The sequence below is a fragment of the Micromonospora trifolii genome, from assembly GCF_022229005.1.
Taxonomy (GTDB): Bacteria; Actinomycetota; Actinomycetes; order Mycobacteriales; family Micromonosporaceae; genus Micromonospora; species Micromonospora trifolii.
Genome location: NZ_JAKKFD010000077.1, coordinates 37,357 through 58,921 on the forward strand (window position 1 = coordinate 37,357; position 21,565 = coordinate 58,921).

Annotated in this window: 17 protein-coding genes; 7 read left to right on the plus strand and 10 right to left on the minus strand. The window is 69.2% G+C overall.

Annotation, left to right across the window (positions count from 1 at the left end):
* Positions 1-19: 19 nt before the first annotated feature.
* Positions 20-781, minus strand: a complete 762-nt coding sequence (locus tag NIE79_RS32775) for a GNAT family N-acetyltransferase (protein WP_238682248.1) — start codon at positions 779-781, stop codon at positions 20-22.
* A gap of 209 nt (positions 782-990) precedes the next feature.
* Between NIE79_RS32775 and NIE79_RS32780 the strand changes: the two genes are divergently transcribed.
* From NIE79_RS32780 to NIE79_RS32795, 4 genes are all read left to right on the plus strand, one after another.
* The gene (locus NIE79_RS32780) at positions 991-1,458 is read left to right on the plus strand and encodes an iron chaperone (protein ID WP_238682249.1); all 468 of its coding nucleotides are present in this window, start codon (positions 991-993) and stop codon (positions 1,456-1,458) included.
* 141 nt (positions 1,459-1,599) lie between these two features.
* Positions 1,600-2,397, plus strand: coding sequence for an inositol monophosphatase family protein (locus NIE79_RS32785; protein ID WP_238682250.1), 798 nt, complete (start codon positions 1,600-1,602; stop codon positions 2,395-2,397).
* 115 nt (positions 2,398-2,512) lie between these two features.
* Complete coding sequence (gene sodN, locus NIE79_RS32790; RefSeq protein WP_238682251.1) at positions 2,513-2,917, plus strand: superoxide dismutase, Ni; 405 nt, start codon at positions 2,513-2,515, stop codon at positions 2,915-2,917.
* Positions 2,918-2,978: 61 nt separating this feature from the next.
* Positions 2,979-4,289 carry a radical SAM protein gene (locus tag NIE79_RS32795; protein WP_238682252.1) on the plus strand — a complete coding sequence of 437 codons (1,311 nt, stop codon included), beginning with the start codon at positions 2,979-2,981 and terminating at the stop codon, positions 4,287-4,289.
* A gap of 54 nt (positions 4,290-4,343) precedes the next feature.
* Here NIE79_RS32795 and NIE79_RS32800 read toward each other — a convergent pair whose 3' ends face one another.
* Positions 4,344-5,897 (minus strand): pectate lyase family protein, encoded by a 1,554-nt coding sequence (locus NIE79_RS32800; RefSeq protein ID WP_238682253.1) that lies wholly within the window; start codon positions 5,895-5,897, stop codon positions 4,344-4,346.
* A 490-nt stretch (positions 5,898-6,387) separates the two neighbouring features.
* On the opposite strand from NIE79_RS32800, the gene NIE79_RS32805 reads away from it, so the two are divergent.
* Positions 6,388-7,701: a hypothetical protein gene (locus NIE79_RS32805; RefSeq protein ID WP_238682254.1), complete on the plus strand. Its 1,314-nt coding sequence runs from the start codon at positions 6,388-6,390 to the stop codon at positions 7,699-7,701.
* A gap of 61 nt (positions 7,702-7,762) precedes the next feature.
* Here the strand turns inward: NIE79_RS32805 and NIE79_RS32810 are convergent, their stop codons facing one another.
* From NIE79_RS32810 to NIE79_RS32845, 8 genes are all read right to left on the minus strand, one after another.
* Positions 7,763-8,842, minus strand: a complete 1,080-nt coding sequence (locus tag NIE79_RS32810) for a DUF916 domain-containing protein (protein WP_238682255.1) — start codon at positions 8,840-8,842, stop codon at positions 7,763-7,765.
* Positions 8,843-8,901: 59 nt separating this feature from the next.
* Complete coding sequence (locus NIE79_RS32815; RefSeq protein WP_238682256.1) at positions 8,902-9,534, minus strand: hypothetical protein; 633 nt, start codon at positions 9,532-9,534, stop codon at positions 8,902-8,904.
* Positions 9,535-9,561: 27 nt separating this feature from the next.
* Positions 9,562-11,982: a family 43 glycosylhydrolase gene (locus NIE79_RS32820; RefSeq protein WP_238682257.1), complete on the minus strand. Its 2,421-nt coding sequence runs from the start codon at positions 11,980-11,982 to the stop codon at positions 9,562-9,564.
* 205 nt (positions 11,983-12,187) lie between these two features.
* Positions 12,188-14,653, minus strand: a complete 2,466-nt coding sequence (locus NIE79_RS32825) for a glycoside hydrolase family 43 protein (RefSeq protein WP_238682258.1) — start codon at positions 14,651-14,653, stop codon at positions 12,188-12,190.
* 203 nt (positions 14,654-14,856) lie between these two features.
* Positions 14,857-16,011 (minus strand): serine hydrolase domain-containing protein, encoded by a 1,155-nt coding sequence (locus NIE79_RS32830; protein ID WP_238682259.1) that lies wholly within the window; start codon positions 16,009-16,011, stop codon positions 14,857-14,859.
* Between the two features lie 3 nt (positions 16,012-16,014).
* The gene (locus NIE79_RS32835) at positions 16,015-16,839 is read right to left on the minus strand and encodes a carbohydrate ABC transporter permease (protein WP_124860646.1); all 825 of its coding nucleotides are present in this window, start codon (positions 16,837-16,839) and stop codon (positions 16,015-16,017) included.
* Positions 16,836-17,789 carry a carbohydrate ABC transporter permease gene (locus NIE79_RS32840; RefSeq protein WP_238682260.1) on the minus strand — a complete coding sequence of 318 codons (954 nt, stop codon included), beginning with the start codon at positions 17,787-17,789 and terminating at the stop codon, positions 16,836-16,838. The genes NIE79_RS32835 and NIE79_RS32840 overlap by 4 nt, the downstream gene beginning before the upstream one ends.
* Entirely contained in the window at positions 17,786-19,141 is a 1,356-nt protein-coding gene (locus NIE79_RS32845) for an ABC transporter substrate-binding protein (protein WP_238682261.1), read from the minus strand. Before NIE79_RS32845 ends, NIE79_RS32840 begins: the two co-directional genes overlap by 4 nt.
* 373 nt (positions 19,142-19,514) lie before the next feature.
* On the opposite strand from NIE79_RS32845, the gene NIE79_RS32850 reads away from it, so the two are divergent.
* Both NIE79_RS32850 and NIE79_RS32855 read left to right on the plus strand, forming a co-directional pair.
* Positions 19,515-20,540 (plus strand): LacI family DNA-binding transcriptional regulator, encoded by a 1,026-nt coding sequence (locus NIE79_RS32850; protein WP_238682262.1) that lies wholly within the window; start codon positions 19,515-19,517, stop codon positions 20,538-20,540.
* An 18-nt stretch (positions 20,541-20,558) separates the two neighbouring features.
* Positions 20,559-21,554 (plus strand): family 43 glycosylhydrolase, encoded by a 996-nt coding sequence (locus NIE79_RS32855; RefSeq protein WP_308193260.1) that lies wholly within the window; start codon positions 20,559-20,561, stop codon positions 21,552-21,554.
* The last annotated feature ends 11 nt before the right edge of the window (positions 21,555-21,565 follow it).

A 21,565-nucleotide genomic window follows, 5' to 3' on the forward strand; every position in this document is an offset into this window, starting at 1 on the left:
GCCCGGCCGAAATCGTCAGTCACCGCGCGTGGAACATGGTCCAGGTCTCCACGAGCGTGAAGCCCATCGACTCGTAGAGCGGCCGTCCCATCACGCTGGTGTGCAGGTAGGCGGCGTCCGCGCCGGCCGCGATGCCGTCCCGCAGAACCGTCTCGGTGATCACCCGACCCAGGCCACGACCCCTGGCGGACGGAACGACGGCAATGTTGAACACGCCGACCACCGCGGAGGTCCGCATCCCGAGCCCGGTGCCGACGGGCCGGCCGGACTCCTCGGCCAGGTAGCCGGTGATGGGGTCGGCGTCGAGCACCGCACCACCCATCAGTGATCCGAAGAGGCCCTCGGGAACCTCGAAGCTCCGGGTGAGGGCGTCGGTGTAGAGGTCGTTCTCGGCGGCGCCGACCTGACGGACCGGAGGGCGCTCTGCCGAGGTGGCACGGAAGGTGAGGTCGTCCGCCGCGCAGGCCAGCAGGGGCAGCTCACTGCGTTCGAGGAGGCCGTGCCGGCCAGCGAGGTCAGCGACCTGGTCGCCCGCCTCCCCGCGAACGATGATCGACCAGTGCGCGGCCTGCCTGCCGACCTCGGTCGCCATCTCGTCGAGCGACCCGAGGTCGGGCTCGATGGACCTGTCGTAGGCCGCGTTGAGCGTCGCGACGCCGGCCTGGGTCACCCCCGCACGGGCGGTGCCCCGCTCGGCGTACCCACCCTTCGGGGTCACCCTGCACAGGGTCTCGAAGGCGTCGAAGTACGCCGCCGCCATCCGATCGGCGGTGATGTTCATGACGGGACTCCCTAGACCGGTCGTTCTGCTTCGGTCGACAACCTAGTCACCGATCACGCTGACCGGCAAATCACGGGCACGAGGCCCGCCACCTGCGGTCCCGGCCTCGAACCGATCAGGAATCGAGAAGCCCGACAGCGCCGAGCGGCCTAGCCTTTCCCCAGGTGAACGGCAGCACGCCGACCTGAACGACGAGAGGGAGCCCGAGAATGTCCGCGAAGACCACGACAAAGTCCGACGGCTTCAGCCCCGAGGAGCGGGCCGCGATGAAGGAGCGCGCCGACGAGTTGCGCGCCGAGGGCAAGAAGGGCGCCAAAAAGGCGGACGGGCTGCAAGCGGTCCTCGACCGGATCGCGCAGATGGAGCCGGAGGACCGCGCGCTCGCCGAGCGCGTGCACGTGACGGTGACCGCCGCCGCCCCGGGCCTGATGCCGAAGACGTGGTACGGGATGCCCGCCTACGCGAACGAGGACGGCAAGATCGTCGTCTTCTTCCAGGACTCGGGCAAGTTCAACTACCGGTACTCGACACTGGGCTTCCAGGACCCGGCCAACCTCGACGACGGGGATCTCTGGCCGGTGGCGTACGCGTTGCAGCAGTGGAGTCCAGCCGTGGAGAAGAAGATCACCGAGCTGATGCAGACGGCGGTGGGGCGCGGGCTCGGTCAACCAGAGTGACGGCGACGCCCCCATGATCATGACGGTGGTTGTCAGTCACCTACCGATCATCGAACTGTCGGACTGACCCGCCCCTGCTCCCACGGCCCGGTGCGGGACGGGGCGGTCAACGACGTTGCCCACAGCTCCTATGGTTCGTGCATGTCGATCACAGACCATGCGCTGGCCATCGAGGCGGCGGAAGCTGGAGCCGCAGTTGTGCGCTCCCGGTACGGCTCAACATTGACGCGCGTCATGAAGACCGCCGGTGACTTCGCCACCGCCGCCGATGTCGAGGCCGAGCAGGCCATCCTGGACGTCCTGGGTAGGGCGCGTCCGGGCGACGCCGTGGTGGCCGAGGAGAGCGGGCGCACGGGTACTGGCGACAACGGACGGACCTGGCTGGTCGATCCGTTGTGCGGCACGTTGAACTTTGCCGCGCGGACCATGCTGGCTTCGGTCAACGTCGCCCTGCGCACCGGGCCGGACGTCACAGTGGCGGCCTCGGTGGACCCGTTCGCCGATGAGGTGTTCTGGACCGACGGCACCGCCGCGTACGTCCGGGGCTCGGGGACGAACGAGCGTCTCGTCCCGTCGGCCGACTCGACGCTGGTCGACCTCAATCTCGACCCGCCCTTCCCCAACCGGGACGTCTTCCTGGCCGCCCGCATGCTCGCGGACGAGGGCTTCCTCGAACAGTTCCGGCCTCGGGTGGTCTCCACCAGCCTCGCCGTGGCCTGGGTCGCCGCCGGTCGCCGCGCCGCCTATGTGACCGACCGCCACGACCTGCGGAACAGCGTCCACTTCGCGGCCGGAATCGCGCTCTGCCAGGCTGCGGGCTGCGTGGTCACCGGGCTCGACGGCCAGCCGCTGCACGCCGGTGGGGACGGTCTCGTCGCGGCTGCGGACGAGCGGACGCACACCGCCCTGCTGACGCTCATCCGGAAACAGGGCTCGTGATCGACTCTGCCTTGACATGAAGTGCGGTTGAGGTTCTAGCGTCCCTAGATGATCACGTCGGGGCCGCCGCGCCCGGACGCATGTCAGCCGAACGCCCACCGTCGAAGGGATTCCGATGTTCCTGTCCCGCCTTCTCCGCCCGCGTACCGTCGCGAGCGCGCACTGCGACCTCCCCTGCGGCGTGTACGACCCGGCGCAGGCCCGCATCGAGGCCGAGTCGATCAAGGCGATCTCCGAGAAGTACCAGGCCAGCGACGACCCGGAGTTTCGCACCCGCTCGCTGCTCATCAAGGAGCAGCGGGCCGAGCTGGTGAAGCACCACCTCTGGGTGCTGTGGACCGACTACTTCAAGCAGCCGCACTTCGAGAAGTACCCCCAGCTGCACAGCCTCTTCAACGAGGCGACGAAGCTGGCAGGTGCCGGCGGTGCGAAGGGCGCCGCCGACCCGGCAGTCGCCGAGCAGCTCCTCGGCAAGATCGAGGAGATCTCGAAGATCTTCTGGGAGACCAAGCAGAGCTGATCAGCCGGCGCCGGGTGGCACCGGCCACCCGGTTCGGCGTACCGCGTTCGGGAGGAACCGCATGACGTCGCGCACCGACCTCGTCGAAGAGTTGATGGGCCGTTTTCCACACGTGCCGCGGGAGGCGGTCCTCAAGGAGGACCTGCTGCGGGGCGGACTCGCCTTCGACGACGCGGCACTGACCGACAACGAGCACGGCGACGTGAAGCCGAAGTCGTACTTCATCTTCTCCTTCGATCACCGGACACTGCCGGAGTTGGGGACGGCCGCGCTGCGCCGACCACCGGAGGAGATCGTGCTCACCGGAGGTCCGTACGAGCTGCGCCGTACCGTCGTGTCGGTTCGCACCAACCCCAGCTCGCCGTACCGCGTCGGCACCGACAGCGACGGTCGACTGCGCCTCTTCCTGGACGGACGGCCGATCGCCGATGTCGGGCTGCCCCCCATGCCGGCGTATTACCGCCACACGCTCGCCAACGGCAAGCAGGTGATGGAGGTCGCCCCGACGATCCAGTGGGGCTACCTCATCTACCTCACCGCGTTCCGGGTCTGCCAGTACTTCGGTGCCAAGGAGGAGTGCCAGTACTGCGACATCAACCACAACTGGCGGCAGCACAAGCAGGCCGGCCGGCCCTACACCGGGGTCAAGCCCGTCGACGAGGTCCTCGAGGCCTTGGAGATCATCAACCGGCACGACGTCGACCGTGCGTCGCAGGCGTACACGTTGACCGGTGGCAGCATCACCTCGCAGGTCAACGGGCTGGCCGAGGCCGACTTCTACGGCCAGTACGCGCAGGCGATCGAGGAGCGGTTTCCGGGACGGTGGATCGGCAAGGTCGTGGCCCAGGCGCTGCCCCGAGCCGATGTGCAGCGGTTCCACGACTACGGGATCCGCATCTACCACCCGAACTACGAGGTGTGGGACAAGCGGCTGTTCGAGTTGTACTGCCCGGGCAAGGAGCGGTACGTCGGTCGGGAGGAGTGGCACCGGCGCATCCTCGACTCCGCCGAGGTGTTCGGCCCGCGCAACGTGATCCCGAACTTCGTGGCGGGCGTCGAGATGGCCGCCCCGCACGGCTTCACGAGCGTCGATGAGGCGATCGCCTCCACCACCGAGGGGCTTGACTACTTCATGTCCCGGGGGATCACGCCCCGGTTCACCACCTGGTGCCCGGAGCCCACCACACCGCTGGGCCGGACGAACCCGCAGGGCGCGCCGCTCGAATACCACGTCCGCCTGCTGGAGGCCTACCGAGCGACAATGGACGCCCACGGCCTGTCCAGCCCGCCCGGGTACGGCCCCGCCGGGCCGGGGCGAGCGGTCTTCTCGGTCAGCTCCTTCATGGACACCCTGCCGTCCACGGACTCGTGACAGGCGCGTAGAGGCGGGAGCGACCTGGCCAGCCGCTCCCGCCCGCGCATGCTGCTAGCTGGCGTACGTCTCGAACTCGCCCACCCGCGGCGTACCGCCGGAGCTGTTGATCTTGAAGTTGATCTTGGTCATGGCGGCCGCCGAGAAGGTGATCGAACCGGCCCCACTGCCGGAGGCCAGGACGGCTCCGTTGTCGTTGTTGATCAGCTGCCAGGCCCCGATCGAACCCTGGGTACCGGACGGCTCACGGATCACCACTCGGGACACCTGGGTGGCCGAACCCCACTTGATCGAGATCGTGCCGGTCGACCCGGCCGGCGACCAGTAGGTGCTCAGGTTGCCGTCGCGCACGTTGCCGTAGCTGGTCCCACTCGCCTTGCTGGAGCCGTCGGCGCCGGCGCCCAGGCTGAGGTTGGTCCCGCTGGTGGGCGGCGGAGTGGTGGGCGGGGGCGTCGTGGGCGGAGGCGTGGTCGGCGGCGGGGTGGTGGGCGGCGGCGTCTGCGGCGAGCAACTGCCGTTGGACACCTTCAGGCCGGTGTTGGCGCCGACCGTCTGACGGACGATGTCCGGCACGCAGCTCGCCCCGTCGAGGCTGTACGAATACGGGATGCTGACAGTGGTGTTGGAGGTCGGGTTGGGGCCGGCGGGGTAGTTCTCGCTGCCGGCGCTGGACCAGGTCACGTTGTCGAAGACGTTGCCGGCGACCTGCCAGTAGCCGCGCTCGTTGGTGTAGAAGGTGCCCAGGACGTCCTTGGAGTCGCGGAAGTAGTTGTTCTCCACTTTGGCCCTGGCTCCGGCGCGGGAGTTGATCCCGGACTCGTGCAGGCTCACGTAGTGGTTGTTGTAGATGTGGGCGACACCACCGCGCAGCAGCGGCGTCCGAGAGTCGATGTTCTCGTAGAGGTTGTGGTGGTACGTGATGAAGCCGTTCGACAGGTCGCTCTCGCTGGACCCGACGAGGCCGCCGCGACCGGAGTTGCGCAGGATGCTGTAGGACAGCGTCACGTACTGGGTGTTGTCCTTCATGTCGAAGAGGCCGTCGTACCCCTCGGACTCTCCGCCCGAGGCCTCCAGGGTCACGTGGTCGACCCAGACGTTGCGGACCGTGCTCTCCATGCCGATGGCGTCCCCACCGTTGGAGGTGGGCGAGCCCGACTTCTTCACGTTCCGCACTGTCACGTTCTGGATGATGATGTTGCTGGAGTCGCGGATGTGGATGCCGAGCTGGTCGAAGACGGCGCCGCTGCCGACCCCGATGATGGTGACGTTGCTGATCTGCTTGAGCTCGATCACGCCCGCCGCGGTGTTGCAGCTCGAACCGGAGACCTTGCTGGTGTTGCCGTGGTTGATGGTCCCGGTGACCTCGATCGTGATCGGGGTACTGCTGCTGGCCCGACCGCACAGCGCGGCGTGGATCGCCGTGCCGGTGCTGGCCCGGACGGTCTGTCCGCCCGCGCCGCCGGTGGTCCCGCCGTTCTGGGTGGCGTAGCCGGTGGCGTTGCCGACTGCCGCCGATGCCTGCGGGGTCGGCAGGGCCACCCCGGCCGCGATCACCACCGCCGCCGTGGCCAGCGCTGCCTGACGTCGCAGCACGACTGGTCGTCTCATGTCGTCTCACCTTCGCATTCGTCTCGTTCCAGGCTGCGCCTCGACGGACATCGCGACCGCGCCTGCCGACGGACAATTAAGAGATTGGCGGCAGTCAATCGCGGAGATTTCATCGAGGTCTCGGGTGCCCTGGTAGAAGCAGGGATGTGCCGTGCGAACGGGGCGTTCCCGGTGACGCCGCTCGCTCGACGGGTAAAGGAAACATCGATGTAACGCAATCGTAGGAAAGCGGTTTCCCTGAAGGCAATAGCTGGCGCTTGCAGGTTTGTTGCAGTGCCCGCAGGAGGGGTCGCGGGCGCGCCGGTCGGTGTCCTCCGGGCCGTCGACGGCGCGGGTCCCCGGCTTGTTGCCCGCTCGGTATTGACACCGCCAGGCCTGCCATCGATGCTCTGCTAAATCAGTTTAGCGACCGGCTCGCTCCGACCCGTCCCACTCCCGGTGCCCGGCCGGGCTCGCTGACTGAGCGCACCACCCCCGAGAAAGGACCCGCATGAGACTGCGAAAAGGGCTGATCCCGCTCGCCGCCACCCTCGTCCTGGCCGGCGCCTCCGGCACGGCGTACGGCAGCGCGAGCGACAGCCGGGGCGCCACTGACGGAATCCGCAGCATCACCCCGATCACCACCGTCTACACGTACGGCCAGAAGGTCTCCGCGGTGGCGATCGAGTACGCGGCCACAGTCAACCCCCGCACCCTCGACACCGCCACGTTCTCGGTGACCGACACCATCTACAACTTCCGCTTCAACCCCATCGAGGACCTGCCGAAGCTCGCCGGCCGGACCGTCACCCACACCTACACCAACGGGACACCGGGCACCCGTGCCGACCACCGATCGGCGCCGGGCAGATACGTCATCGTCGAGCTCGACCCCGCCGACACCGGCGGCTCGACGGTCATCGTCTCCAAGTGCCCGACCTTCCTCTGCACGGTGAAGGTCAATCCGGAGCTGCCGACCCGGGTCGTGCAGCGCAAGGACGTGCACGGCCAGCCCGGCCGCGGGGCCGGCAAGGGGCCGGTGCTCGCCCGGGCCACCCCGCGCGAGTCCCGACCGGTCACCGAGAAGCCGGTCAACCAACTGGTCGACGAGTTCACCTACGGCTCGTTCCTGAGTGGCGGAATGGTGCTGCCGTACCACTACCACCTGCCGAAGAACTACCAGCCGGGCCGCAAGTACCCACTGATGGTCGTGCTGCCCGGTCACGGAATGGGCTGGGACGGCGACAACCTCGGCGTCCAACTCGCCGCCGACATCCCGGCGACCGCGTGGCTCCAACCGCAATGGACCGGCACCACCGAGGACGTCATCGTCCTGGCGCCCCAGCACCAGCGGGTCGGTGGGGCCGCCGAGGCGGACCTGCTGGTCAAGCTGCTCGACCAGTTCGTCGGCCAGTTCGCTGTGGACACCCGTCGGGTGTACGCGACCACCGTGTCGTACGGTTCCCAGCTGCTCTGGGAGGCGTTCGCCAAGCGTCCGGACCTGTTCGCCGGCGGGTTGGTGACCGGTGGTTTCCCGGTCAACGCCACCCAGGCGACCGCCATCGCGGCGGCCGAGGTGCCGGTGTGGATCACCCACGGCGAGCACGACCACCTGCTCAACGTCTCGGGCGCGCGCAACTCCACGGCAGTGCTGCGGCAGGCGTACGCCGCCCGGGGTAAGACGCCGGAGCAGACCGCCGACCTGGTGCGCTACACCGAGTACGCCGACGCCGCGTTCTCGTTGCCGGACTACCACGCGGCGTTCGGGCCGACCTACGAGGACGCCAGCATCCTGCGCTGGCTGCTGGGCCGGTCCAAGCCCTGAGGCCCCGGACCGGGCGACGCCTCGCCGCGATCCGGCAGCGCGATTTCGTCGCGTCGACTGGTTACCGGCGGGCGTCGCCCGCGTCGGCCTCGGCAGCAGCGGGGGCGCCCCCGACGAGCACGGACTCCTGACCCTCCTGCCGACCCTCCTGCCTCGCGCGGTCCAGCAGCCCGGCCAGCCGACGCCGCCGGTGCCGGGCCGCCGCCCGCAGCCCCACCAGCAGGCCAGCGAGCAGACCCAGCAGTGCGAGCTGCGCCCACGGCACGACCCAGGTGGTGACGGTGGCGGAGGCCGGCCGGAGGTCGGCCCCGGCCTGGCCGTCGCCGAGCAACGTCGGCGACGTGCTGACTGTCGTGCGGAGGCGCCCCAGGGCCCAGACCCCGTCGGCCCGGGTCTCCACCGTCCGAGCGCCGCCGGGCAGCAACTCCTCGACGGCGCTGGTGGCGTCGTGGCTGCTCCGGCCCAGAAGGTCGGTCATCGCCACCCGACTCGTTCCGCTGACCCAGACATTGCCGTCGTTCTCGACCGTGTAGCGGACCCGCACCGTGCCGCCGGCGAAGGGGTTCCACGACGGGGAGTACGTCGCGCCGAGGCCCCGGACGGCCAGGGCTGCCTGCGCGGAGCCGTTCACCCGCAGCATCACCCGGAAGCCGACACGGCTCTCGACGGTGACAGTGCCTCCGGTGCTGGTGACGGTCGCGGCGATGCCGGCCGGGTGGTCGCCCGGCGTGGCGCCCTGGGGCACCGTGATCCGGAACGGCACCACCCGCGTCTCGTTGGGGCCGACGGTGACCTTCTCCTGCACGTCGATCCAGGTGCCACCGTCGACCGAGGGGCGGTCGGACGACAGCATGTTGAAGCGGCCCTTGTCGGTGAGATAGCCGTCGGCCGCCTTCAGGGAGAAGGCGACGGCGGTGCGGCTGAAGTTCCGTACCGCCAGATGCTCGGTCACCGCCTGCCCCGGGTCGAGGCTGGCGTTGATCCACCGGCGCTGGTCCGGCCCGTTCGCGGTGGCCGGCTGGACCGTCCAGGTCAGAGCCTTCGGGTCCGGTTCCGCCGCCGCCGCGGTCGGCGCTGCCGCAACCGCGAGGGACACGACGGCGAGGACCACGAGCGCCCGGCGCAGCGGGGTGACGGTCATGAATCAGCCCTTCGGCATGAGGCTGGGTGGGGGCCCGGTCCGGGCCCCCACCCAGGCCACTACTCGAACAGTGAGAGCGTGAGTGTGGAGCTGTACTCGCCGGCGGCGACCTCAGCGGGGGTCCGCAGGTACAGGTCGGCGTTCACCGAGTACGAGTCGCTGGCGACGGCCTCGGAGTCGAAGGCCGAAACCAACAACTCCTGGTCGACGAGGCCGACATTGTTGCCCGGCTGGGTCGGCTCGTCGAGGCTGGTCACCACCTCCTCGCCCTCGGTGACCAGGCCGGTCTCCCCGCCGTCGAGCAGACGCGGCTTCCAGCCGAAGTGGTCGGCGGTGATCGGCGCCTGGCCTGCGGCACCGGCGAAGTCGGTCGCGCTGCCGAGCACCGCCCAGTTGGCGCCGTCGGGCACCTCGTCGGCGACGCGGGTGTCGGTGACCGTCACCGTCGGCAGCGTGCCGACGAACTGGCGGACCAGCAGGGTCGAGCCGTCCTCGGACAGCGCGACGGCGTCGCCGGCGATCGACAGGGCGAGCACGCCCGGTTCCCTGATCTCGTCGATGTCGACGGTGACCCGCACGCTGGCGTCGTCACCGGGCTCGGCCAGTGCGGGCGACGGCAGCACCGCCGCCCCGGTCAGCACGGCGCCGACGACGCCGGCCGCGAGCGCCTGCCGCCGTTTGTCTGTGTTCATGTGATCTCCGTTCTCCGCCATGAGGGGTTATCCGCCGCAGGTGCCGGCGGGGTGTTGCACGGTGCGGACGGTTGTCACGTCCTGTCCGCCGATCGCCCCGGTCACCCGGACGGTCGCCGAACCCGCCGGCACCGACGCGGCACGGGTGTTGAAGGACTGATAGGCGTTCGCGCCCGGCGCGACGGCCGTGAACGACCGCTCGCCGTACGGCGTCTCCAGGCTGATGCCCACCGGCGCGTCATGGTCGTTGCGCGCCTGCACCGCCACGTACGCCTTGCCGCTCACGCACCGCGTGGACGCGGTGAGCGTGACGGGCAGGTCGACGGCGTCCGCCGCGAACGACCAGTTGTCGATCTCGAAGAGGTCGACGCCGGCCGGGCCGGTGTAGGTGAAGTAGACGTCGTGCACGCCGCTGACGCCGTCGAGTTCGGCGGTCACCTCGGCCCACTGTCCGACCGGGGTGTCCACGGCGACCGTGCCGACGACGGGACCGTTGACGTCGTCCAGCCGGACCTGGACCTGACCGCCGGCGGCGAGCGCACGCACCCGCGCCGTCAGACTCTGCGCGCCGCTGTCCCCGAAGTTCACCGAGGACAGCGCCGTCCAGTCGCCATTGTCGATGTCGCGGATCACGAGGTTGGGTGCCGCGCCACCGAACTGGGCGGAGCTGCCGTCGACAGTCGTGGTCGCGACGCCCTTGCTCCAGCCGAAGGTCTCGGCCTCGAAGACGCGGTACGGGTCGAAGTCGCGGACCTGGTCCACGCCGGCGTAGGTGCCGACGACCTGCTGGATGGTGCCGTCCGGGTTGAAGGTCAGTTCCTGGATGTGCGGGCTGCGGTACCCCTGGGTGGTGTTGCCGTTGATGCGCTTGTTCAGCGTCGGGGCGTGGTAGGTGAAGTAGTACTTGCCGCCGAACTCGAACACCGACTGGTGGTTGTTGCCACCGGTGCCGGCCCCGAAGAACTGCGACTGGTTCGGGAAGAGCACACCGGCGTAGGTCTCCTTCGGCCACGACATCGGGCCGTCGGAGATCATGTAGCCGATCTGGCCACCCCCGGGGTAACCCGGAAGCGGCTGCTGGCTGCCACCGAAGTCGTTCCCGCCGAAGTGCGAGGAGTACGAGAAGTAGTACCTGCCCTGGCGCTTGAAGACGTGGCCCGCTTCGAAGGCGACCGGAGCGTCCACGACCGCTGCCGTTCCCTCGGTCGAGACCATGTCGTCGCCGAGCTCGATCGACCGGATGTTCTTCGGGTTGTTGAAGCGCTCGGCCGGCGGCATGCTCGTCGACGCGGGACCACCACCGAAGTAGAGGTACGGCTGGCCGTCGTCGTCGACGAACGGGGCCGGGTCGAACTTCCACGCGACGGCCTCGGCGCCGGGGGTACGGCCGTCGATCAGCGTGCTCGTGCGCTCGCTGGTCCACGGGCCGAGTGGCGACGCACCCGTGATCACGTTGCTGGAGCCACCACCGTTGGCGTAGTAGAGGAAGAACTTCTCCACTCCGTTCACCACCTTCTTGGTGATGCCCGGAGCCCACGAGTTGGCGGTGAACGGGGCCACCCCGTTGGGGCCGGCGACCTGGATCTCACCGTGGTCGGTCCAGTTCACGAGGTCTTCCGAGGAGATCACGGTGATCTGGTTGATGTCGCCGTAGTTGATCCCCGGCGAGACGCCAGTGGTCGGGTTCGGGGCGTAACCCTGGGTGTCGTTTGTCATGTACATGTAGACCCGGCCGTCGTGCACGAGGCCGAACCCGTCGGCGCCGAACTTGTGCCCGATCAACGGGTTGTGTTCCCCGGGCAGCTTGCCGACGACCTCGATGGTCTTCGACGCGGGCGGGGGCGGCGCGGCGCCGATCACCGACACGTCGTCGAGTTTGAAGTCCATCAGGTGCAGGGCCGGGTCGGTTGACGGTGTGCTCGTCCAGGGGGTCTCGAAGAACAGGCGCGCCGTCGACACGCTCTGCGTCGTCGGGATCGTGAACGTGCCGTTGAACTGTGCCCACTGGCCCTTCGTCGCCGTCACGCTGACGAGGTTGGTGTAGGTGCCACCCCCGTAGTGCATGGTGGCGAAGAACTGCTTCGTCGCCGGTCCGCTCTCGTTCTCGTACTTGATGCGGGCCGTCAGGGTGTAGGCCTGGCCGGCCTGCACCTTGCCGCTGAGGTCCTGCATCGGGCCGGACCCGGTGGTCGTCCGGCTGGTGACGAGCGCCGCGTTCGCGCCGGAGTGGGCGTCCGGCGTGGCCGACAACTGGGCGCCGTCGGAGGCGTTTCCGTTGTTGACGAACCAGTTGGTCAGGCCGTCCTCGAACCCGCCGTTGACGACGAGGTTCGTGTCGGCGGCCTGGACCGGCGACGCCGGGGCGACGAACCCCGTGGCCAGCATCAGGCCGACAGTCGCGAGCGCTGCGACCCGTCCTCGGGTCGCCCGTCGCATTCGTTGTTCCACGAGACATCCTCCTTCATCTCTGACGTGCGGTCATCGGTGTACGGGGGATCGGTGGGTGCGCTTTTCCGTGGGTGGTCCGGACATCAGGTGTCGACTGCCGCCACCGGTCCGAGCGTGGCCGGCGGCGCGGGACAGGTCGGCTGTTCCGCGCCGCCCGGCCGGTCGCCGGTGGTGCTGGTCGCTGAGCCGAGGGCTCGTGGTGGGGTTACCCGCCGCAGGCGTTGGCGGGGTGCTGGGCGAAGTGGTCGGTGGTCACGTCCCGGCCGGCGACCGCCCCGGTGGCCCGGACCGTCGCCGAGCCGGCCGGCACCGACGACGCCCGGGTGGTGAACGACTGGTAGACATTCGCCCCCGGTGCGACGGCGGCAAAGGAGCGGTTTCCGTACGGGGTCTCCACAGTGATGTCGACCGGCTCGTCCGAGTCGTTGCGCGCCTGCACCGCCAGGTACGCCCTGCCGCTCAGGCAGCGCACCTGGGCGGTGACCGTCACGGGCAGCGCCGCCAGCACTCCGAGTCGGGCCACCTGGTAGCTGAGCGCCCGCTCCGGTGCGTCGATCTGGTTCTGGGTGCCGAACTGGCCGGCCCGTGCCGCTGTCGCCGCCGCGAGCGCGGACCGCGTCGCGGCCCAGGCGTCGGCTGGGTAGTGGCGCGGGTCGAGCGTCTGCGCGTGGGCGATGGCCGCGTCGAGGGCTGTGGTGTCCAGTGGCCGGGCCTGCGCGGTCAGTACGTCGCTGAGCAGGTAGTCGTCGAAGTCGACGTGGCCGCCGGTCTGCTGGGTGGCGTAGTTGAACAGGCCCACCCGGTGACCCATGAAGTGCGCGAGGCTGCCGTCGAGTGCCTGCGGGCCCACGCGGTTGCCGAGCCGGGTCCACTGGACCCCGTCCAGGCTGTAGTAGAACGTCGTCCACAGTTGGCCGACCGGGGAGGAGAAGTCGAGGTCCGCCTTCACGTGCACCTCGGTCGCGTCGCCCAGCGACACCGTCGTGCCGGCGACGAAGTTCTCCAGCGTCGACTGGTCGAGGTCGACAGCGAACGGCTGCGACCGGTTCACGACGCCGAGGGTGTTGACGTCACCGACGCGCTTGACCGCCACGTACGAGAATCCGCGGTTGTAGGCCGCCAGGCCCGCGACGTCGCCGTTCTTCATCCCGGAGATGTCCATCCGGGTCTGGACCGACTGCCGTGGCCCGAATGTCCGCTGCGAGAGCGTGTTGCGTGCCTCCTCGAACCACGCCAACTCGGCCCGGTTGGACAGCTTCGTGTAGACATACTGGCCGGTGACCACGGTGCCGGCCGTCAACCGCAGCCAGCCGTCGCGGTCGGTGAGTGACCAGTACCGGTTGTCCGGGGCGTGGTTCCACTCCCAGGCCAGGTCCAGCCGTGAGCCGTTGGGGGCGATCTCCGCCGGGTCGAGCGGCGCGGGGACCGTCCACTGCTCGTCCTGATACGCCTTGTGCGGCGCGTCGTTGGCGAAGTCGTCCGAGGCGACGATGCTCTTCTGCCGCTCGAACAGCTCCTCGGCCGGGCTGAGCCGGATCGGCTTGTCGAACAGGCCGTTGACCGGCACGACCCCGTTGGTGCCGAAGGTCGGCCACCCGTTCTGCCAGGTGGCGGGGATGAGCGCCGGGATCCGGCCGATCGGGAACGTGTCCCGGAAGAACATGCCGTGCCAGTCGGTCGCGCCGCCCACGCGGCTGATCGGCACCAGGCTGCCCTGCGCGAAGCCGTTGGAGTTGAGCACTCCGCGCGCCTCGTAGGTGTTGACCCCGCCGGCCGAGGTGTAGCGCCCGAGCAGGTTCTTCGACCGGAACATCACCACCTGACGTCCCTGCCCGGACGGCCAGGTGATGATGACGGCGTAGTACCAGCCGTCGATGTGGTACACTTGCGCGCCCTCGAACAGTCCGCCGATGAACGGCTGGCCGGCGTAGTTGTTGGCGGTGAAGATGTTCGGGTAGTCCTGCGCGATGGCGGTCAGGTCGGCGTTGAGGCGTACGGCGCTGGTGCCGCCGGATCCGTAGAAGATGTACGGCGTGCCGTCGACGTCGAAGAAGAGCGACGGGTCGTGCAGGCCACGGCCGAGGGCGGTGCGCTGCCACGGGCCGTTCTCGATGTCGTCGGTGCGGTAGAGGTACGCCCCGCTGAGGTTGTTGGTGTTGAAGACGGCGTAGAACGTGCCGTCGTGGTAGCGCAGCGACGACGCCCACTGGCCCTGGCCGTACGAGTTCTGGCCGTTGCGCAGCGAGAAGGAGTCGCCGATGCTCGCCCGGTCGAAGACGTAGTTGACGATCTCCCAGTTGACGAGGTCGTACGACTTCATGATCGGCGCGCCAGGGCTCAGGTGCATTGTCGTGCTGATCATGTAGTAGAGGTCGCGGCCCTCGTCGTTCTCGGCGGCCGGCACCCGCTCGACGCTGATGTCCGGCACGTCGGCGTTGAGCAGTGGCACCGAGTAGGTGCCGGCGCCGGTGTCGGTCGAGGTGTACGACGATCGGGGCGACCATCCGTCGGCCGCGTGCGCGGTGGCGGGGGTGGCCACCAGGCCAGCAGTGACGAGAACGGCCGCCGATGCGAGCGCGCACAGTGAGCGGAAACGATGCGGGCGCACTGTGGACGCCAGTCGGGGCAACGTGTTGGCGGCATGGTGAGCGGCGGCGTTCAGGCTGTTCACAGCGGATGCGCGGGCGATGTTCAGGACACGCGAGCGGACCGACACGACCAAGGCGAGCTCCAAACGCGAGAGCGGCGTGAAGGCCATCGTGTTATCGCTAACAACACCTGTCAAGACTATCTATGAAACGTGCCCGAGATATCCCCGTAACACCGCCCACAGTCCACAGTGGACGGGCACACACCAGGTCGGACCCCGGCGGCTCAGTCGTCCAGGCAGGCGCGGAGGGCGGCCGACAGGCGGTTGGCGCGCTCGTCGCCCATCCCCCGCATCTGGTTGACCACGTAGCCGAACCCCACCTGGTGCTCGGCGTCGGCGAAGGCCAGGTTCCCGCCCGCGCCGTCGTGGCCGAAGCTGCGCTCACCCAGCAGGGGCCGGGCCGGTGGCGAGTGCAGCAGGAAGCCCGTACCCCAGCGCTGCCCGGTGTCCGGCGGGCCGTGCCGCTGCTGACCACGCGAACGCACCACCACCGCGTCGTCCACCGACGCTGCCGTGAGCAGCGGTCCATCCTGGAGTTCCGACACGCAGGCCGCGTAGAGGCGCGCGAGGCCCTCGGCGGTGCTCACCGCGCCCGCGCCGGGAACACCGGCGGACCGGATGGCGTCGTCGTTGAAGCTGACCAGGCCGTCGGCGTCGGCGGGGAAGGCGAAGGCGCCCCCCATCGTGATGCCCCGTTCGGCGACCGGGTCCACGAACGGGTCGGGGTCCGGGGGCGGCGCCAGGCCCCAGGCGACGGTGTCCCTCTCGGCGGCCGGTAGCCCCAGCCAGGTGTGCAGGCCGAGCGGACCCGCGACGGTGTCGGCGAAGAACGCGCCGGGTAGTTGGCCGGTGATGCGGTGGATCACCTCTCCGACCAGCCAGCCGTAGGTCATCGAGTGGTAGCCGTGCGCCGTGCCCGGCTTCCACAGCGGGGCCTGCGCCTCGATCGCCTTGATGACCGGATCCCAGGCCAGGACCTCGTCGAGGGTCAGGGGTCGGTCCACAGCTGGCAGAGCGGCCTGGTGCGTGAGCAGCCAGCGCACCGGGATGTCCGCCTTGCCGTGCTGTCCGAACTCCGGCCAGTAGCGCGTCACGGGAGCGTCGAGGTCGAGCCGGCCCTGCTGGGCCAGCAGGTAGGCGCAGATCGCCAGGATCCCCTTGGTGCAGGAGAAGACGACGACCGGCGTGTGCGCGTCCCAGGGCCGTCCGGTGCGGATGTCGGCCACCCCGCCGTACAGGTCGACGACCTTGCGGCCCCGCACGTAGACGGTGACCGCGGCGCCGACCTCTCCCCGGGAGGTGAAGTTGTCGCGGAAGACGTCGGCGACGCGCCCGAAGCGATCGTCGACGTCGCCGTGGATCTGCGGCTGTGTGACCACTGCCTACCCCTTCACTGACCCTTGGATCAGGGCCTTGATGAACTGTCGCTGGAAGATCAGGAACACGATGAGGGTGGGGGTGAGGATCAGCAGCGACCCGGCGCACAGCAGCACCAGGTCGGTGCCCCACTGGCCCTGGAACGCGCCGAGCGCCCCGGCCATCGTGCGTTTGGTGGCGTCGTCCACGAGGACGATGGCGAGCAGGAACTGGTTCCACGTCCAGAGGAACATCAGGATCGTCAGCGAGGCGATCGCCGGCCGGGCGAGCGGCACCTGGACCCGCCAGAACAACTGCCAGGTGCTGCTGCCGTCCACCCGGGCCGCCTCGGACAACTCGACCGGCACGTTGGTGAAGTGCGCCCGCATCCAGAACACCGCGAACGGCATGTACAGCCCGATCAGCGGCAGGATGATGGCCCAGCGTGTGTTGAGCAGACCGAGATCCTGCATCTGGTAGTAGAGCGGCGTGACCACTGCCTCGAACGGCAGGGTCAGGCCCAGCAGGAAGAGACCGAAGACGAGCCGGCCACCGGGCACCCGCAGCTGACCGAGCCCGAAGCCGGCCATTGTCGCGATGAGCACCGACACGGGTACGACACCGGCCACGATGAGCAGGCTGGAACGGAGCAGGGCGCCCATGTTCGCGGCGGTGAAGGCGTCCGCGAAGTTCCCCCACTGCGGGTCGGACGGCCACTCGAGCCCGCTGGGCACTGTGCCACGGGGCTGCAACGCCGCCGAGAGCATGCTCACGAACGGCAGCAGTGTGACGACGATCAGGGCGATCAGGAAGACCCGGCCGGTCAGCTGTTCGCGTCGGCTCAGGTTCACGGCTTCTCCCCTCGGCTCAGGCGCTGGATCGGCAGCACACACGCCAGCACGAGCAGCATCAGTACGACAGCCAGCGCCGAGGCGAGCCCCACCTGCCGCTGCGAGAAGGCCAGCCGGTAGATCTCCAGGCCCGGCACCGTGGTCTGGAGGCCGGGGCCGCCACTGGTGGAGATGTAGACGATGTCGAAGCTCGCCAGAGCCGCGATGATCGTCACGGTGAGGCAGACGCCGATCTCCTGACGCAGGCTGGGCAGGGTCACGGCGAGGAACTCACGGACCGGACCGGCACCGTCCAGGCGGGCGGCCTCGTACAGCGCCGGATCGATCTTGCTCATACCGGTGACCAGCAGGATCGTGCAGAGGCCGAGCAGGACCCAGGCCCCGATGACGCCGACGGCAGGCAACGCCGTGTCGAAGTCACCGAGCCAGGCACGGGCGACCCCACCCAGCCCGACCGCCCGCAGTGCCTGGTTGACCAGACCGTTCGACGAGAGCAGCCAGCTCCACGCGATGCCCGCCGCCACCAGGGGGATGACCTGCGGCATGAACAGGATGGTCCGGACGACGGTGCCGAACGCGCCGGTGGTGATCCGGCGAACCATGCTCGCCACCAACAGCCCGAGCGCGACGGGGATGAAGCTGAAGAAGACGATCAGAACGATCGCATTGCCGATGATCTTCAGCAGGTCGCTGTCGGTGAAGACGGTGAGGTAGTTGTCCAGTCCCACCCAGCGGGCCACCCCGATGCCGTTCCAGTCGTAGAGCGAGTACTGGAGCGTCAGGACGAGCGGGCGCAGGACGAACACCGCGTACATCACCAGGGCGGGCAGGACGTACAACCAGCCGGTCCCGGCCGCGCGGGCCCACCGGAATCGGTGGGCCCGCGTGGGGGTGGGACGGGCGCGACTGTCGTCGCGCCCGGTTGGTGCGCTGCCGAGGGCAGACGTCATCGGGACAGTTCCTTCTGGTACTCGGCCTGGACCGCCTTCACGTACCCCTCGGGCGTCTGCTGGCCGGCGATCAGCTTCTGCATCTCCGGCGTGATGGCGGCGGCGAAGATGCCGCCGGTCGCGTTCGCTGTGAAGTCCACCGCGCCGTTCTCCGCGCCGAGCTGCTGCGACGCCTTCAGGGTCTCGGCCAGCACGGTGTTCGGGGCGGCGCTCGGCACCGGCAGGTCACTCGGGCCGCCGGGGCTGGAGCCACCGACCGTCACCGAGATCTCGCGGGCCTTGGCGTTGGTGTGGACCCAGTTCAGGAAGTACGCGGCGGCGTCCGGGTTCTTGGCCTTGGCGGAGACGCCGAAGGTGTTGGGGGCGGACATCGCCACGTGCTTCCCGCCGGGAGACTCGGTGGGGAAGAGGAAGAAGCCCACGTTGCCGGGCATCGACTTGTCGAGGTTGGCCGACTCCCAGTCGCCGTTGAACATGAACAGGCCGTTGCCCTTCTGGAACTCCCCCACCATGCCCGCGTAGTCCAGGGCGTTGGCGTCCTTGGTGAAGTAGCCGGCCTGGGCCCACTTCTGGATGGTCTGGGTGGCCTTCAGGGCGGCCGGGGTGTCGAACGTGGCCCCCGGTTTCTGGAAGATCCAGTCGGCGACCTGGGTCGGGTCGCCGAACTGGTTCTGCAGTGCCTGGTGCGGGAAGTTGATGCCCGCGGTGTTCTTGTTGAACTGCATGATCGGCTGGACCCCGCCGGTCTTCGCCTTGGCCAGCAGCTCCTCGAACTCGGCGACAGTGGCCGGCGGCTGGGTCATGCCGATCTGGCTGGCCAGCTTCTTGTTGTAGAAGACGCCGGTCACGCTGTAGCCGAGCCCCATCCCGTACAGCGAGCCGGTGCCCCGGGTGTTCTCGCCGACGCGCAGCTGCATGAGCTGCGAGGCGGGGAACTTGTCCCAGCCGTACGCGGTGAAGTACGGGTCGAGGTTCTTGAGCAGGTCGTCCTTGACCAGGTCGACCATGGTCGGGAGCCGGATGATGTCGGGCGAGTTGTCCGAGGCCATCACCCGGGGCGCGTTCTCCACGATCACCGTGAACTGGTCCTCGCGGATGTTGAACGTGACGTTCGAGTGCTGCTTGGAGAACTCGTCGGCCAACGCCTTGGCCAGCGGGAAGCCGGTCTCCGCGTACATCTCCAGTGTGACCGGGCCGGTGCCCAACTCCGTCTTGACGGCGGCATCGGACTTCTGGGTCGACGACCGGTCCTCGCCCGGCGCGCTACAGGCCGTCGCGGTCATCCCGACCGCGAGCAGCGACGCGAGGAGCACAGTTCTCCGTCGCGGAAACTTTGTCAGCAATTCTGCCATTTCATGACTCCTTGACATCTCCACGCGTCCCGCGACCCATGGCCGCGCGACGGCTCCACCGGGACCACCGCGACCGGGTGGCCGCCACGACACGTACGCCGTGACCTGTCCCCCGGGCGCAGCACCCGTACCGTCAGCAGAAAAGAACCCGGCACGGCCACCGAAGGCGCCTCTGGATGCACCAGAAGTGGTCGCTAAACTGATTTAGCAGAGCATGCGCGCGGCACGGGAAGCTGTCAAGGACAACTTGGCAACGGTGCGGAAACGTCGGGGTTCACACCACGCCGACGTGACCGGCGCTCGATCCCGGCCGGCGACGCATCATGATGGGCGGGAGCGGCGCCTGTGGCACCGCGCCTGATTCGGAGGACTGATGGGCCGCAACAGAGCAACACTCGCCGACGTCGCGCAGAGAGCCGGGCTGTCCAAGACCGCCGCGTCGATGGTGCTCAACGGCAGGGAGGGCACCCGGCTCTCGGCCGAGGCGCACCAGCGGGTGTTCGCCGCCGCCGAGGAACTCGGCTACCGGCCCAACCTCGCCGCGCGCAGCCTGCGCACCCGCAAGACGGCCACCATCGCGTTCGTCTCCGACATCGTGGCCACCACCCGGTTCGCCGGCGACCTCATCCGCGGCGCCCTCGACGCGGCCCGCGAACGGGACCACGTCCTGCTCATCACCGAGACGCAGGGCGACGCCACCTTCGAGCAGTACGCCATCGAGGCCGTCCTGGACCGGCAGGTCGACGGAGTGATCTACGCGGCGATGGCGACGCGACGGCTGACGGTGCCCGCGGCCATCCTCGGCGGCCCGGTGGTGCTGCTCAACGCCACCAGCCCCGACGGCCTGCCCAGCGTGGTCCCCGACGACGAGGGAGCCGGCCGCTCCGTCGCCACCGCCCTGCTGGAGCTTGGCCACCGCGACGCGATAGCGCTCATCGGTCGCAACCGACTCAAGGAGGACGACCCGGAGGTCTCGCTCGCCGCCAGCGCCCGCCTGCACGGCATCCGGCAGACGCTGGACGAGGCGAAGGTCGGCCTCCTGGCCGAGTGTTTCTGCACCGAATGGTTGCCCGAGCACGGGTACGCCGCCATGCGCAGCCTGCTGGGCAAGCCGAAGCGACCCAGCGCGATCATCTGCATGAACGACCGGTTGGCCTTCGGCGCCTACCAGGCGCTCGGCGAGGCGGGGCTGACCGTCCCGGAGGACATCTCGGTCATCTCGTTCGACGACGACCCGATCGCCGCCTGGTTGCGTCCGAGCCTGGCCACCACGGCGCTACCGCACGAGCAGATGGGGCGGCGAGCCGTCGAGCTGCTCCTGGACGGGGGCGCCGCCGAACCCGCGCTCGTTCCGATGCCCCTGCGCCGACGCCGGTCCCTCGCGCCTCCGGCCGGCTGACCACCGGCCCTTCGACCCGTGTCGCCGGGTTGGTGTCGACCGACGCTAAAACGGTTTAGTGCTAGGTTTCCGACCATGCTTCGTCTACCCGACCACTGGGTGTGGGACAGCTGGTACGCGCGGGACGACAACGGCCTCTGGCACGTGTTCTTCCTGCGCGCGTCCCGCGCCCTGCACGACCCGCACCGCCGCCACCGCCGGGCCACGATCGGCCACGCCGTCTCGACGGACCTGCGCTCGTGGCGCCTGGTCGCCGACGCCGTGGTCCCCGCCGACGCGCCGAGCTGGGACGACCTGGCGACCTGGACGGGCTGCACAGTCCACGGGCCGGATGGACGGTGGTACCTCTTCTACACCGGGGTCGGCCGTGCGGAGGACGGTCTCGTCCAGCGCATCGGGCTGGCTGTCTCCGACGACCTCATGACCTGGCACCGGCACGGCACCGAACCGATCGTCCAGGCCGACCCCACCTGGTACGAGCTGCTGGACAAGGATCTGTGGTACGAGCAGGCATGGCGCGACCCGTGGGTGTTCCCCGACCCCGACGGCGAGGGTTGGCACATGCTCATCACCGCCCGCGCCAACACCGGTCCGGCGAACACCCGTGGCGTCGTCGGGCACGCCACCTCCACCGACCTCGTCACCTGGACCGTCGCGCCGCCGCTGTCGACGCCGGCCGGCTTCGGTCACCTGGAGGTGCCCCAGGTCGCGGTCCTCGACGGGCAGCCGCTGCTGCTCTTCTCCACCGAGGCCACCGGCAGCGCTCGGCGCGACGACCACCGGATCTGGGTGGCGACCGGCGAGACCACGGTGGGGCCGTGGGACATCGCGTCCGCCCAACCATTCGCCCACCCGCACCTGTACGCGCCCCGGCTGGTCCCCGGACCCGCCGACGACTGGTCCCTCATCGGCTTCCTCGACCACGTCGACGAGACGTTCGTCGGGGAACTCACCGATCCCATCCCGGTCCGCTACTGCTCCTCGACCGGGCTGACAGCTGTCGAAGGGCCGTAACCGGACAGGTC